This window comes from Frankia sp. CcI49 (assembly GCF_001983215.1).
Lineage (GTDB): Bacteria > Actinomycetota > Actinomycetes > Frankiales > Frankiaceae > Parafrankia > Parafrankia irregularis.
In genome coordinates this window covers 275360-289562 of the sequence record NZ_MOWP01000028.1, presented here as the reverse complement: position 1 = coordinate 289562, position 14203 = coordinate 275360, and the positions used below count along the sequence as shown (strand labels likewise).

Below are 14203 nucleotides of genomic sequence, written 5' to 3'. Positions count from 1 at the left end.
GTTGATCTGATGGTTCCGTGATCCTCGACCGCGCCCGGGTCGAGGCCGCGCTGCCGGGCTACGAGCTGTTCGGTGTGCTCGGGTCGGGTGGGTTCGGGCTGGTGATCGAGGCCCGGCACATCCGGCTGGACCGGCGCACGGCGGTCAAGGTCCTCGCTCTGCCGGCCGTCGCTCCGGCGGAGGCGCGGCTGCTCGCCCGGCTGCGTCATCCGCACATCGTGGAGATCTTCGACTATGTCGAGGACGACGGGCTCGGCCTGCTCGTCATGGAGCTGTGCGACGGTGGGACCCTGCGGTCCCGCGCCGCCGGCGGGCTTCCGATCGCCGAGGTCGTCGGGTACGGGCTGGCGATCGCGGCGGCCCTGGACACGGCGCACCGCCAGCGGGTGATCCACCGCGACATCAAGCCGGACAACGTACTTTTCACCGCCGAGGGCACGTTGAAGGTCACCGATTTCGGGGTCGCGAAAATGGCCGCGACCACCGCGGGTGACGGCGGGCCCAACACGATCGTCGGTACCCCGGCGTACATGGCGCCGGAACAGTTCACCGGGGCGCGTCTGAGCCCCGCCACGGACCTGTACGCGCTCGGTGTCGTCCTCCACGAGTTGCTGACCGGACGGACCCCGCCGGTGGCGTGGCCGGCCGGCTTCGCACCCACACCCCCCGGCCGCGCCAGGGCGCCCAAGCCCGGTCGGGGCATGCTGCCTCCCGCGATCGGCAGCGTCGTCCGGCACGCGCTCGCGCCCGAGCCGACGTCCCGGCCCGGCAGCGCGCTGGACCTCGCCCTGGCCCTCGCCCACGCGGCCGCCCGCGACCTCGGGCCGGGCTGGCTGACCGCCTGCACATCGCCCCTGCACATTCCGGATGTCGTCCGGAACCTGGCGGCGTCCGCGCCAACCGCGACGCGGTTTCCGGCAGCGCCCGCGCCCACCCCACCGGCTCCGATTCCGGCTCCGGCTCCGGCTCCGATTCCGGCTCCGGCTCCGGCTCCGGTGCCGGTGCCGGTGCCACGGACGGACACGGTGCACCGGGCCGGCGGGCGACTACGCCGCTGGGCAGGCCGGCGGACCGCCGGGGCGGGCGCGCCGAGCCGGGGAATCGCCCACCTGAGCGTGGACAGCCCGCTGGGGCTGGCCACCGGCGGCGACGGCCTGCTGTACGTCTCGCAACCGCTCGCGCACCGCGTGCTGCGCATCGACCCCGCGGCCAGCCCCGCAGCCAGGCCCGTGACCGGCCCTGTGACCGGCCCCGATGGCGCTCCTGCCGTCGTCGCCATCGTCGCCGGTTCGGGAAAGGCGGGGCTGGGCGGCGACGGCGGGCCTGCCACCGCGGCCGACCTGGACAGCCCGGCCGGCCTCGCGCTCGCCCCCGACGGATCGCTGCTGATCGCGGACTCCTTCAACGACCGTATCCGCCGGGTGCGACCCGACGGGACGATCATCACGGTGGCGACCTCCGTGCCGCTGCGACGTCCGCGGGCCGTCACCGTCGCCGCGGACGGCACGCTGCTGGTCGCGGACACCGACGGGCACCGCGTCTGGCGAATCGACCTGGACGGGTCCGCCCACGTGGTCGCGGGTACCGGCTCTGCCGGTTTCTCCGGTGACGGCGGGCCGGCGGAGCGGGCGGCGATCGGCCGGCCCGTCGCACTGGCGACGGATGCCCACGGACGTCTGCTCGTCGCCGTCCCGGAGCACCGGCGGGTCCGCCGGGTCGGGCTGGACGGGCGGGTCGAGACGATCGCCGGCACCGGCTACGGGGGACGTCCCGCGGCCGACGGCGGCATCGCGACCAGCACCGACATGGGGACGCCGACGGGTCTCGCGCTCTCCCCCGACGGCACCTGCTACGTGGCCGACCCGTCCGGGGAGCGGGTCCTGGCGGTCCGACCGGACGGAGTCGTCGCCGTGATCGCGTCGCGGCCCGGGGTGGTGCCCGTCCGGGATCCGAGGCAGCTCGCCGTCGGTGCGGACGGCACGCTGTACATCGCCCAGCCTGGCCGCAACCGCGTCACGGTCGTCGCCCCGGCGCAGTTGCCTCAGCTCTGACTCCGACCACCTGTGCGGCGACACCGACCACCTGTGCGGCCCTGCCCGAAGCCGAAGCCGAAGCCCGCAAGATCTGAGGATTCCGGTCGCCGCAATGACCACGATCCTCAGGTTTCGCTCGGCAGCTGCGGCGGAGCCGGCACGCTCGGGACCGCACAGCCACACCCGGGACCACAGTGGTCCGTATTCCGCCCGGCCAAGGACCGGAGCAAGATGGGCGCGTGGGGGATTCCGTAACCAGAAGTGACGACTTAATTGCAATGACGGCAGATCGCTGCGCTCATCACGAAGCCGTTCGTGGGCCTGGTTTCCAGGCCGTCTCCGTACGCACACAGGCGATCCGGGTTCCCGGCACCGCGCGGGCACCCCTGGGCGAAGACAGCGGCCCATGAGCGGCTCGGCGACGTCGATCCTGGCCAACGCCGCCACGACTGCCGCGTACCTGGCGATCTGCCTGTCGATCGCCCGCGGCCTGTGGCGCTCCGGCCAGTGGCGCAACAACCCGTTGGGCCTGGCGACGGCCGCCATCTTCTTCACCTGCGCGATCGGGCACGGGTCGCACATCTTCCACAATCCGCACGCGGACGGTCATCCCACGCACAGCGCCTCGGACGGCTCGGGCGCCGCCTTCGACCCGAGCCTGATCGACGTCCAGTTCCTCACCACCGGGTGGGACGTCCTCACCGCCACGGTGGGCATCTGGTACTGGACGTTGCGCGGACGCTTTCCCGCGCTGGTCCGCGGCACCGCACTGTTCGAGGATCTACGGATTCGTGAGGCCACACAGCGGACACTGCGCGAGAGCGAGGAGCGCTACCGCGAGATCGTCGAAACCACGACCGACGGCGTCGTCCTCCTCGACTCACACGGTGCCATCACCTACTGCAACCCACAGTTCGCCGCGCTGGTCGGCCAGATCCGACCGGGAACCCCCTTCGTCACCCTGGTTTCCGATCTCGACCGGGACGAGATCCAGTGCGCGTTGGAGGTCGTGCGCTCCGGCACCCCCCGCCGGCTCGAGGTCGGGCTGCGCCACCCCGACGCGCGCAAGGTCTGCGCCCAGGTGGCGCTCACCGCGCGGATCGGCCCGACCGGTGCCCTCGACGGAACGCTCGCGATCGTCACCGACATCACCGAGCAGAAGAACATCGAGGCCCAGCTGCGCCAGGCGCAGCGGCTGGACGCCCTCGGCCAGCTCGCCGGCGGCATCGCGCACGACTTCAACAACCTGCTCACCGTCATCGACGGGTACGCGACGCTCATCCTGGCCCGCACCGATCTCGACGAGGGCGTCCTGCGGGATCTCGCCGCCGTCCGCGAGGCGTCGGGGCGCGCGGCCGGGCTGACCAGCCAGCTGCTCGCCTTCTCCCGGACGAGTGACGTCCGGCCGGGGCCGGTCGATCTCAACGACCTGGTCCGCGGGCTGGAGGGCATGCTGCGCCGGCTCATCCGCGAGGACATCGAGCTCATGGTGATGCCCGCCCATCGGGCGGCGGTGGTCCGCATAGATCGCGGAAAGCTCGAACAGGTGCTGGTCAACCTGGTCGTCAACAGCCGCGACGCGATGCCGGAGGGCGGCCGGCTGTTCATCCGGGTCGACATCGCCGACGACACGGCGCCGGAGCTGGGCTTCTCCGTCCTGCGCGGAGCACTGGCCCGCCCGTTCGTCCGCCTCACCGTCGCCGACACCGGGCACGGCATGACGGATGACGTCCGCGCCCGGATCTTCGAGCCCTTCTACACGACGAAGGCGCTGGGGCGGGGCACCGGGCTGGGGCTCGCCACCGTCTACGGCATCGTGCGCCAGGCGGAGGGCAACGTCGAGGTCGACTCCGTCCCCGGTCTGGGCGCGACCTTCCGGGTCGACCTGCCCGCGCTCGCGGACTCCGGCCCCACCGGCTCCGGCCCCGGCCGGCCCACCGTGGCCGCCGGGGCTACCGAGAGCGCCAGGCTCGCAGGGAGCGCCGGGAGCGCAGGGGCCGCCGGGAGCCCAGGGACCGCCGGGTGCGCCGACGCACCCGCGCCCCTCGCCGACGACCGCCCCACCGCGGCCGGAAACCGCCGTTACGCGGACGACCACCACGGGGCGGGCGGTTCGTCCCCTCCGGCGGTGCCCGTAGCGGGATTCGCCGGGCAGGATTGCTGGCCCCGGCGCGAAGGCGGCTGGCCGGCGCGGGGATCCGCGACCATCCTGCTCGCCGAGGACGACGACGCCGTGCGCAACCTCGCCGAACGGGTGCTGCGCGCCGCCGGCTACCTCGTGGTCTCCGCCGCCGACGGCCGCACCGCGATCGATCTCGCTCGCGGGCTGACGTCCATCGACCTCCTGCTCACCGACGTCATCCTCCCCGGCCGCAACGGCCGACAGCTCGCCGAGGAGCTGATCAGGATGTTCCCGGGCCTGCCGGTGGTTTTCACCTCCGCCTACAGCCGCGGGATGCTCGCCGAGGGCGGTACCACCCTCGACTACGCCTACCTCCCCAAACCGTTCACGCCGACGGCGCTGACGGAGGCGATCCGGGACGCGCTCGGCGCCCGGTGGCCAGGTCTCCCGGATGGCCCGGAGTTTCCCGGCATCCCAGGCATCCCGGGCGGTCCGGGTAGCTTAGGCGGCCCGGGTGCCCCAGGTAGTCCGGGTGGTCACGGCCGCGCCGGCGCCACCGGCCTCCCCGCCGCACGGACCCCGTCCGCCCGCCTGTCCGGGACCTCGGCCGGCCGCCATCGGGAAAGACGCCTCCGGCGCGGCCCATGACCGAAAAGCCCTCCCGTGCCGAAGCCGGGCCGACGGAGCATTCCCGCACTCGTCCACAGGGCGGTCGTTTCCGCCCGCAGACCGCACCGGAGACGTGAAAATGGAAGGGTGACCAACGGGAGCGCACTGACGCGCGCAGCCGTGTCGAACTTCCAGCCGAGCAGCCATGCCTTCGCCTTCACGAACGCGTTTCCCCGCCAGCCGGTGCTGCGGGTCCCCGTACCGGGCCTGGGCTCGATCCCGATCGGCGACGCCAGCCGGGGCCTGTGCGGTGGGATGATCTACGCCGTCCGGGACATGTTCGAGTTCGGCGTCGCGCCCCCGGCGGCGGCGACGCCACCCGACCCGGACAGTCCGCTGTACCGCTACATCGTGCGCCGGCTCTTCGACAGCTTCGACGGCCCGCGCGGGGTGCTGCGCTACCTTCACGAACGCGTTTCCCCGCCAGCCGGTGCTGCGGGTCCCCGTACCGGGCCTGGGCTCGATCCCGATCGGCGACGCCAGCCGGGGCCTGTGCGGTGGGATGATCTACGCCGTCCGGGACATGTTCGAGTTCGGCGTCGCGCCCCCGGCGGCGGCGACGCCACCCGACCCGGACAGTCCGCTGTACCGCTACATCGTGCGCCGGCTCTTCGACAGCTTCGACGGCCCGCGCGGGGTGCTGCGCTACTACCGCCTCATGAGCTCAGCCGACGCCGACACCGACCTCGTCCGCGGCTGGCTGCGGCTGCCCGGTGCCACCTCGGCCAGCGTGGCCAGGGAATGGCCGCACATCCGGCACGACCTGGACCGCGGGCTGCTGAGCCCGCTCGGCATCATCACCACCCGCTCGGCCGACCCGATGCGGCTCGGGCTCAACCACCAGGTCCTCGCCTACGCCTACGAGCAGCGCGGGCGGCGCGTCACCCTGCGGGTGTACGACCCCAACACACCACGGTGGCAGTCCGACGACGTGACGCTCTCCTTCGACGTCCTGAGCCCCGTGCCCGACACCGCGCCGCGCGCCCACCTGTCGCCGCGCACGCCCCTTACGTCGGTTCGGTCGGTTCCGCCGGTTCCGTCGGCCGGGATCGAGCACACGATCGCGATCGGCGGGCGGCCGGTACGCGCCTTCTTCCGCTCCCGCTACCGCCGGACGGACCCGCGGCCCGCCCTCACCTGGCCGCGGGATGTCGGGCGCGCGCCCCGGTTCCGCTGACCGGCCGGAAGCCCCGACCAGGCACTGTCGAACCGGCTCACGGCCCCGGCGGCCCCCGGCGCCGGGGCGGCGTGGTGGGCGTTTGTCGGAGGGACGGAGGATCCCCTATGCTTGCCCTGTTCTGATGCCGACGCTGCGGCGGATCCTCGCCTGGCTTCGGCCCGCTGCCCCCATCGTCTAGCGGCCCAGGACGCCGCCCTTTCAAGGCGGTAGCACGGGTTCGAATCCCGTTGGGGGTACTGTTCGATCACCAGCCAAACCCTCGGATTACCAGGGGGTCTGGCCTCGCTGGGCCTCCTTGGGCTCTCCGGCCCCGGCCGTGCCCGGATGACACCGGCGGACTCTGACAGGCCGCGCCAGAGCTGGCGCCGAGATCCGCCGGATGCCCTACGTGGTGTGGGCCCCTCCCCTCGGCTGTCGACCGTCCGTCCAGCCAGGCCAGCCAGGAGCTTCCTGACGATGCGGGTTTCACCGGAACCCGGTGCGATCACGCCATGTCCGGAACACGGCCAACCGATCCGGAGGATGCAACCCACCACACCGTGGAGACCAGAAAAGGACCACGCACGGACCATCCGATCAGGATTCGGGACTGGCGCCAGGCCAAACCCACCGAAACCCTGACCGAAAACGATCTTCACACACCCCGAATCTGTGGCCATCCTCACAGGGCTACCGGAATTTTTCGAGACCGCGCGGCCGGCGACATCCCGGACATGTGGGTTTCATAGATTCTCGCAGGTGACGACGTCGCCGGTACAGTTCGCCAGACGTGTCACCCCAGAAGCGGGCGCGGGTGCGTCTCCGAATATCAGGAATCGCTTCGATCGTTCCGCGATGGGCTCGCTATAGTAGAAGTATGGTCGCCCTCGGATTTCCCACCTCGCCGGGCCGTCCGCCGTAGCCGGCCGCGAACACCGAGTCTTCACAGGCCATCGCATCCTGAACGCCTAACGGAATCCGGCTCACGCTGCGGCGGCCCCGCGCCGTAGAAGTCGGCACCGCTCGAGGTTTCACACCCAGCTTCCCTCCCGATGCCTGGTGGGATCTTCCGGCCCGTCGTCATCCGCCGCCGAGAATCCTGTCGCGTGGACAAGCTACCAGGCAGGTATGCCTAGGAGACGGCATTGGTGATCACGCATTACGCCGCCACCCCGACCGTGAACGGCCGTGTCGACGCCGACCAGCGCTCCAGAGCGGACGAGGCCACAGCCGACCGATCGTCGCGTGCTTCGCCCGAGCCAGCTGCCATCGACTCATCCGAGAGCCTCGCCGACATCCTGCGAATTGATGTCCTGGTGGCGGACCACGATCCGATATCGCGGCATGTACTCAGCAGGGTGGTGCGCAACGCGAGAGATCAGGACAATACTCTCCACCTGCTGGGCTGCGTCGACAGCTCGATACCGGTCAAGAGGTGGGAGAATCTAAGCGACGCCGACGTCGTCGTGTTGTCCACAGAACCACGAGACGACTCCGCCGAATTGATTTCCGAGATCACGGCGAGGGATATCTCCGTACTGACCGTGTCCACCGAATGGGACGACGCGAGGCTGGCAGCAGCAGCTGCCGCAGGCGCGACTGGTTTTCTGGTCAAGGACGCCGAGATGAAAGGTCTTCCCGTCGCGGTACGTGCGGTCGGCGCCGGGTACACGTTGCTGTCGCCGAGCCTCGAAACAATGGTGCGACCGGCCGGGCTCTCGGCTACGCCCGCCCGAGCCGGCGGCAGTGGCAGCGGCAGCCGCCGATCAGCGCTCACCGAGCGAGAACTCGAGGTCCTGAGCCTGCTCGCCCAGGGGATGTCGACCACCGAGACCGCGAGCGTGCTGCAGGTGTCTCCCGCCACGGTGAAGAGCCATGTCTCCCACGCGTTGCCGAAGCTCGGAGCGCGCAACCGACTCGAGGCGGTACTCAAGATCAGATCGCGCTGATCGTGTGATCTCCGTGGGCGGCAGGTCGCCGCCCACGTCAATCACGGCACCGGGACAGGTCAACGGGCGGCGGTGACGTGGCGGCCCAGGAGCTCCACCAGGTCGAGGGTCCGATGCGAGAAGCCCGTCTCGTTGTCGTACCAACCGACGACCTTGACGAGCGACCCCGCGTCGTCGACGTCGCTGACCATCGTCAGGGCGGCGTCGAAAGTACAGGAAGCCGCTGTTCCGACGATGTCGGCCGACACGAGTGGATCTTCGGTGTAGACCAGCAGGTCCGCCAGGTCACCGCTCGCCGCCTTCTGGAACGCCAGGTTCACGTCGCTGACCGTCACCTGGGTCGCCACCTCGACGGTCAGGTCGACGACGGAACCGTCGACAACCGGTACCCGCATGGACAGGCCGTCGATCCTGCCGGCGAGGGCGGGCAGCACCTTGCCGATCGCCTTGGCGGCGCCGGTGGTGGTGGGGATGATGTTCACGGCGGCGGCCCGGGCCCGGCGGTAGTCACGGTGCGGCAGGTCCTGCAGGCGCTGGTCGGAGGTGTAGGCGTGGGCGGTGTTCATCAGGCCGCGCCGGACGCCGAAGGCATCGTGCAACGTCTTCGCCAACAGCGCCGCGCAGTTCGTGGTACACGATGCGTTGGAAACGACCTGGTGGCGTTCGTGCAGTACGTGTTCGTTCACCCCCAACACGACCGTGGCGTCCTCGTTGGTCGCGGGTGCCGCGATCACTACGCGCGACGCGCCGGCTTTGAGGTGCGCCGCGGCGGCCGTCGCGTCCGTGAACACTCCGGTCGACTCGACGACCAGGTCCACCCCGAGCTCGCGCCAGGGCAGCGCCGCCGGGTCGCGTTCCTGGACCACCGAGATTCGACGCCCGGCGACCACCAGATCGCCGTCGTCCACGACGACCTTCTCGGCGAGCCGGCCATGGGTCGAATCGTAGGTGAACAGGTGAGCGAGCAGCTCTGGCCGCTCGAGGTCGTTGACGGCCACTATGTCCACRCCAGGGCGGTCCAGCGCGATCCGGGTGACGGTTCGACCGATCCGACCGAACCCGTTCACCGCTACCCGAACACTCATCTCATACTCCTGTTCTCGTTGCTCTCGGCACGACGGTCAGGGAGCCACGGCGACGTGCTGACGCCGGGCGGTCAGGGCCAGCACGGAACCGAGGAGGAAGGCGATGGAAGCGATCACTGCCGACAGGTGCAGGCCGGCCGTCGGTGAGGACGACGTCGCCATCAACGTCCCGAACAGCGCCACGCCCACAGCGTTTCCGATCTGCCGTGCCACGTTGAACACGGCGGAGGCGGTACCGGCCCGATCGGCGGGCACGCTCTCGATGACCGCGGCGGTTGCGGCTGGCACCGTCATCGGAGTCGCCAGGCCGGTCGCGACCAAGGCGAACAGCAGCGCTGGGTAGGGGCTGTCCGGTCCGGCCGCCAGCCAGCCCAGGAACCCCGCCGAGCCGAGAGCCAGGGCGGCCGCCATGGGCCAGTACGGGCCGTACCGGGCGGTGAGCCGACCCGACAACGGTGCCGCCACCAGCGCCATGCACACCGATGGCAACAGCAGCAGGCCGGTGGTCAGCGCGTCGTACCCCCGTTGTTCCTGAAAGTACAAAGTGCTCAGATACAGAATCCCGTAGTAGCCGAGGTTGAGAAGGATTCCGATCACCGCGGTCGCACTGAATCCGAGGTTGCGGAACAACAACAGCGGCAGCATGGGCGGCCGGGCGGTCAGGCCGCCGCGGAACCTCATGTCCAGTCGGTACTCGGCCGCGACGAGGGCCGCGAGGCCGGCGGCACCGACCAGGAATCCGAGCAACACGGTCGGAGACGTCCAACCGGACGAGGCCGCCTGGTTGAGCGCGCCCGCGATGCCCGTGAGCCCGACGACGGCGCACACCTGCCCGATCGGGTCCATCCGGCGGGTCCGGTCGCTGGCGGCTGGTCGCGGCACATACCGCGTCGTCAGCGGGAGCGCGAGCGCCACGACGGGAACGTTGATCCAGAAGACGGCGCGCCAGCTGAGCCCGGCCACGAGGAACCCACCCACGACCGGCCCGGCGGCGAACGCCACGCCCGCGACGGCGGCCCAGAGTCCCAGCGCGCGGGCCTTGGCGGACCGCTGCGGGTAGGCGCCGGCGAGCAGGGCGAGCGAGGTCGGTACCAGCAGGGCCGCGCCGGCGCCCTGCGACATCCGGCCGGCGATCAGCACGCCGGTGGTCCCCRCAAGCGCGCACAGCGCCGAGGCGGCGGCGAACAGTGTGAGGCCAGCCATGAAGACGCGGCGGTGACCGAGCCGCTCCCCGAGACCGCCGCCGAGCAACAGCAGGGCGGCGAAGACGGTGCTGTATCCGTCCACGACCCATTGCAGGCCGGTTGGCCCGGCTCCGAGCGACTGCCGTACCTCGGGCACCGCCACGGTCACGACGGTGACGTCAAGCATCACCAGGAAGTAGCCGAGGCTCAGGACCACGAGCGGACCCAGCGCCAGTGGCGTGGCTGCCGGGGCGGAGGCCGGCACTCGCGGCAGCGCGGTGTCTACGGCGTTCATGGCCTCAGTGTCAGCGAGAAAAGCTTCGTCCCCCGACGAAGCATGTTCGCGGTAGGGTGCGGGTCGTGAACCTCGATCAGCAGGTTGACCAAGCATGCGCCGACCCGGACATCGCCCGCGCGGCGGCGCTGATCGCCGACCCGTCCCGGGCCCGCATCCTCAAGGCGCTGTGCGACGGCCGGGCGATTCCGGCCACCGTCCTGGCGGCGGAGGCCAGGGTGAGTCCCGCGACGGCCAGCGCGCACCTGGCGAAGCTGGTGGACGCCGGCCTGGTGACGGTGCGCCGTGAAGGGCGCAACAGGTACTACGAGCTGGCCAGCACCGACGTCGCCGCCGCCCTCGAGGCGCTCGCGGTCATCTCGCCACCACTGCCGGTCACGTCATTGCGCCAGAGCAGACATGTCGACGGCCTGCGCCGGTCTCGCACCTGTTATGACCATGTCGCCGGCATGCTCGGCGTCGGTCTGATGCGTGCCTTGCTGGACGCCCAGCTGCTCACCGGGCACAACGGAGTCCACCCCTCGACGAGGGCCGGCCGCGACCGGCCGGCGTCGTACGGTCGAGACGTCCGTTACGAGGTGACCGCGCGGGGCCGGTCCGAGCTGCGGCAGTTCGGGGTGGACCTCGACGGTCTTCCTCCCCGCCGCCCGGTCACCCGCTACTGCGTCGACTGGAGCGAACGGCGCCAGCACCATCTGGCCGGCGCACTCGGTGCCGCGATGACCCATCGGCTGTTCGACCTGGGCTGGGTACGCCCCGGCCGCAGTCCACGGGTGATCCAGGTGACGCCGTCCGGCGTCGACGGCCTCGAGCGGACCTTCGCCATGGACGTCTCCTCGTGGCGGGAGCAGGTCACCGGGCCGCCGCTGCTGGCGGCGGCCCGGTGAAAGCCGGCCCTCAGATCCAGAGCTTCGCCTCAAGGTAGACCTGGTCGGCGGCGGCGACCGTCAACGCTCGGCCCGGCTCTCTGAGCACGCCCCGTACGGCCTCTGTCGAGGCCGATCCGGCGTTGGCTGGCCCGCCCGGCTGGCCGGTGTCAGGGTCGGTCGGTCGGGGCGCTGTGCGCCGCGTCGGGGAGTCGTCGTTCGGCTGCAGGTCAGACATCGGAGCTCCGATCAGTTCTCACGACTTCGCTACGTCGAATCCGCTGTGTCGAGGCGAGGCCTGCCATGGGCATCGCCGGCAGGCCCGGACCGGTGAACCGCGCCGATGCGCTGACCACGGGTACTCCGGGTACGCATCCGGCCGCTCGTGCTCACCGAACGGGTCTGGCGGCTCCGTGGGCTACGGCGGCGGGGACCGGACGGACCCGGCGCAGTCCGTCATCGGCTCGCGTGCAGCGCCCGCTCGATGCGGTCGAGCGCCTCATCCAGCACCGGCAGCGAGTTCGCGAACGACAGCCGTACATGTCCTTCGCCGCCGGGGCCGAACGCCGACCCCGGCGTCACCGCGACCTGCGCCCGCTCCAGCAGCCAGGTGGTGAAGGCCGCCGAGTCGCCGAGACCGACGCCGGTGATGTCGGGGAAGACGTACAACGCGCCTTCCGGTGCGGCGCAGTCGACCCCGGGCAGCCGGCTGAGCCTCGAGACCAGGAGGTCTCGCCGGGCGGTGTACTCCGCCACCATGGTCTCGACCGGCCCCGGCGAGCCGGTCAGGGCGGCGACCCCACCCCGCTGGACGAAGGAACCGGCGCACCCGACGGTATGCTGCTGCGCCTTGAGGAGTTCCCCGATGACCTCGGTCGGCCCGGCGACGTAGCCGAGCCGCCAACCAGTCATCGCGTGTGCCTTCGAGAAGCCGTTCACCGTCAGGGTGCGGACGGCGCCGCCGGGCAGCGCCGCCGGGCTGACGTGTCTGCGGTCGACGTACCTGATCTTCTCGTAGATCTCGTCCGAGACCACGAACAGGTCGTTGTCGACGGCGAAGGACATCAGTGCCGACAGCTCGTCGTGGTCGAGCACTCGACCGGTCGGGTTGTTGGGCGTGTTGACCAGCACAGCCTTCGTCCGCGGAGTCAGCGCACGGTCGAGTGCCGCTCTGGTCAGTCGGAAGCCGCTGYGCGAGCCCAGTTCGACGAATGACGGGCGCGCCCCGAGCATGCCGGCCATCGCCGCGTAACTGACCCAGCTGGGAGTCGGGACGACGACCTCGTCGCCTGGGTCGAGCACAGCCAGCAACGAGACGAACAGCGCGTGCTTCGCCGACGGCGTGACGACGATGTCGGTGGCCGGATCGACGAGCACGTCGTTGTCCTTGGCCAGTTTCTCGCTGACGGCCTCAAGCAGCTCAGGCAGTCCTCGGCTCGGTGTGTAGTGGGTGAGCCCGCCGCGGATCGCGGCCACCGCCTCGTCGCTGATGTGGCGTGGGGTGTCGAAGTCAGGCTCACCACCACCCAGGTCCACGACATCGTGGCCCTGCGAGCGCAGGGTCCGAACCAGGTCGAGGACGGCGTAGGTCGCTGATCTGGGAACCGAACGCAGGCGATCGGATGGCGTCGGCACTGGTGGCCTCCGGTGCTGAGGGCGAGCGGACGAGGACGGGCAGGGCTGATGCGCAGGACCGGTGGTGGCGGCGGTGACCGCCGTGGCGCGGCGCTCAGTCGGCCACCCGCCCCGGCACGCCGTCCAGCCACTTGTCCCGGTGCCGGTCCCTCGCGGCGACGTCGCGAAACGCGTAGGTCTTGAGCAGCCAGCGGCTGCGCACCTGATCCGGGTCGACCACGTCGATCTTCTCCCGGCTGTGCAGACCGTCCTGGTTGGAGAACACGAGCAGGTCCCGTTCGATGATCCGGTGACGCACCCGCGTCGCGCGCGACACCGCGTCCTTCATCTCGAGCAGGGCGTCCTTGGCATACAGCGGCGCTCCGGGTGCGACCGTGGTGCGCGTGTCGAGGTACCGGAAAGCGTGGTGGTTCTCCAGGATCGGATGCCGTTCCGACCCGGTGAGGTCCGCGTTCTTACTGCGCGAGTAGACGTCGAACGGGGTGAAGAAGTTCGGCTCCCGAAGGCGCTGCCGCGTCTGGTCGTCCAGGTGTTCCAGCAGGTTGCGGCCGTCGATGAAGCCGGTGTACACGAGGTCCTCGGCCGGGCACCTCATCCCGAGCAGCGAAACATAGTCAGCACGGACCTCGTGGGCCGTGCGGTCATTGTGGAAGAACAGCTCGCTGTCGCTGTACCCAGTGAGCATTCCGGCGAACCGGTCGATCGCGACGACGTCCGAGAAGAAGTCGCCCTGGTTGCGGGCGTACGCCAGCAGCGGTGTACCGGTCAGCTGCGCGAAGAGCTCCAACAGCGCTTCGCCGATGAACGTCTTCTTCAATTCGTGCTTCCGGGCGGACGGGTCCTCGTTGCCGAGCTCCGGGATCTCCGCGTCCACCGGACAGTTGCGGAGCACGTGGATGTCCGCGACCCCCGCGGTCCGCTCCCGGTGGACTCGCCGGCAGGCTTCGACGAAGAATCCGGGCACGTCACCGCGCTCGACCAGGCCGGCGACTGCCAGGCGGAAGGCCGGGTAGTCCCGGTAGGGATTCCGGTCGACGCCGTCGAGCCGATCGTGCAGCATTCGGGCCTCGTCGTCGGTGAAGACAACCAGCGGCTCCATGAGCATTACCTCCGGGTTAGTCGAATCCCGACGCGAGTGTCGCCGCCGCCAAAGAGCTTCGTCATCGACCGATGGAGGAAATTGATCCGGTCACCCTTCCACCCGGG

At 70.7% G+C, this 14203-nt stretch carries 9 protein-coding genes, 1 tRNA gene and 1 pseudogene; 6 read left to right on the top strand and 5 right to left on the bottom strand.

The window, feature by feature from the left end; all coding sequences use genetic code 11:
* The first annotated feature begins 17 nt into the window (after nucleotides 1–17).
* The 5 genes and pseudogenes from CcI49_RS26045 (at nucleotide 18) to CcI49_RS26020 (ending at nucleotide 7932) form a co-directional block, all read left to right on the top strand.
* Complete coding sequence (locus CcI49_RS26045; protein ID WP_076830126.1) at nucleotides 18–2051, top strand: serine/threonine-protein kinase; 2034 nt, start codon at nucleotides 18–20, stop codon at nucleotides 2049–2051.
* A 388-nt stretch (nucleotides 2052–2439) separates the two neighbouring features.
* Nucleotides 2440–4803, top strand: coding sequence for an ATP-binding protein (locus CcI49_RS26040; protein WP_076830123.1), 2364 nt, complete (start codon nucleotides 2440–2442; stop codon nucleotides 4801–4803).
* Nucleotides 4804–5227: 424 nt separating this feature from the next.
* A pseudogene (locus CcI49_RS26030) lies at nucleotides 5228–6001 on the top strand (hypothetical protein); the annotation flags it as partial.
* Nucleotides 6002–6167: 166 nt separating this feature from the next.
* A tRNA-Glu gene (locus CcI49_RS26025) sits at nucleotides 6168–6240 on the top strand.
* A 1059-nt stretch (nucleotides 6241–7299) separates the two neighbouring features.
* A complete protein-coding gene (locus CcI49_RS26020) occupies nucleotides 7300–7932 on the top strand; it encodes a response regulator transcription factor (protein WP_158230814.1) in 633 nt (210 codons plus the stop codon).
* Between the two features lie 59 nt (nucleotides 7933–7991).
* On the opposite strand, the gene gap is transcribed toward CcI49_RS26020, so the two are convergent.
* Nucleotides 7992–9017, bottom strand: coding sequence for a type I glyceraldehyde-3-phosphate dehydrogenase (gap, locus tag CcI49_RS26015; protein ID WP_054568702.1), 1026 nt, complete (start codon nucleotides 9015–9017; stop codon nucleotides 7992–7994).
* A gap of 36 nt (nucleotides 9018–9053) precedes the next feature.
* The gene (locus tag CcI49_RS26010; RefSeq protein ID WP_083749709.1) at nucleotides 9054–10496 is read right to left on the bottom strand and encodes an MFS transporter; all 1443 of its coding nucleotides are present in this window, start codon (nucleotides 10494–10496) and stop codon (nucleotides 9054–9056) included.
* A 65-nt stretch (nucleotides 10497–10561) separates the two neighbouring features.
* On the opposite strand from CcI49_RS26010, the gene CcI49_RS26005 reads away from it, so the two are divergent.
* Nucleotides 10562–11383 carry a winged helix-turn-helix domain-containing protein gene (locus CcI49_RS26005; protein WP_198955628.1) on the top strand — a complete coding sequence of 274 codons (822 nt, stop codon included), beginning with the start codon at nucleotides 10562–10564 and terminating at the stop codon, nucleotides 11381–11383.
* A 10-nt stretch (nucleotides 11384–11393) separates the two neighbouring features.
* Here the strand turns inward: CcI49_RS26005 and CcI49_RS26000 are convergent, their stop codons facing one another.
* The 3 genes from CcI49_RS26000 to CcI49_RS25990 all read right to left on the bottom strand — a co-directional run bounded on the left by CcI49_RS26000 (nucleotide 11394) and on the right by CcI49_RS25990 (nucleotide 14096).
* Nucleotides 11394–11600, bottom strand: coding sequence for a hypothetical protein (locus CcI49_RS26000; protein ID WP_054568705.1), 207 nt, complete (start codon nucleotides 11598–11600; stop codon nucleotides 11394–11396).
* 218 nt (nucleotides 11601–11818) lie between these two features.
* A complete protein-coding gene (locus CcI49_RS25995) occupies nucleotides 11819–12997 on the bottom strand; it encodes a pyridoxal phosphate-dependent aminotransferase (RefSeq protein WP_076830119.1) in 1179 nt (392 codons plus the stop codon).
* Nucleotides 12998–13091: 94 nt separating this feature from the next.
* Nucleotides 13092–14096, bottom strand: a complete 1005-nt coding sequence (locus CcI49_RS25990; protein ID WP_054568707.1) for a TauD/TfdA family dioxygenase — start codon at nucleotides 14094–14096, stop codon at nucleotides 13092–13094.
* Nucleotides 14097–14203: the final 107 nt, after the last annotated feature.

Bases quoted from the DNA above. Each gene is read 5' to 3' on its own strand.
- CcI49_RS26040 (WP_076830123.1), top strand. From the start codon at position 2,440: ATGAGCGGCTCGGCGACGTCGATCCTGGCCAACGCCGCCACGACTGCC.
- CcI49_RS26000 (WP_054568705.1), bottom strand. From the start codon at position 11,600: ATGTCTGACCTGCAGCCGAACGACGACTCCCCGACGCGGCGCACAGCG.
- CcI49_RS25990 (WP_054568707.1), bottom strand. From the start codon at position 14,096: ATGGAGCCGCTGGTTGTCTTCACCGACGACGAGGCCCGAATGCTGCAC.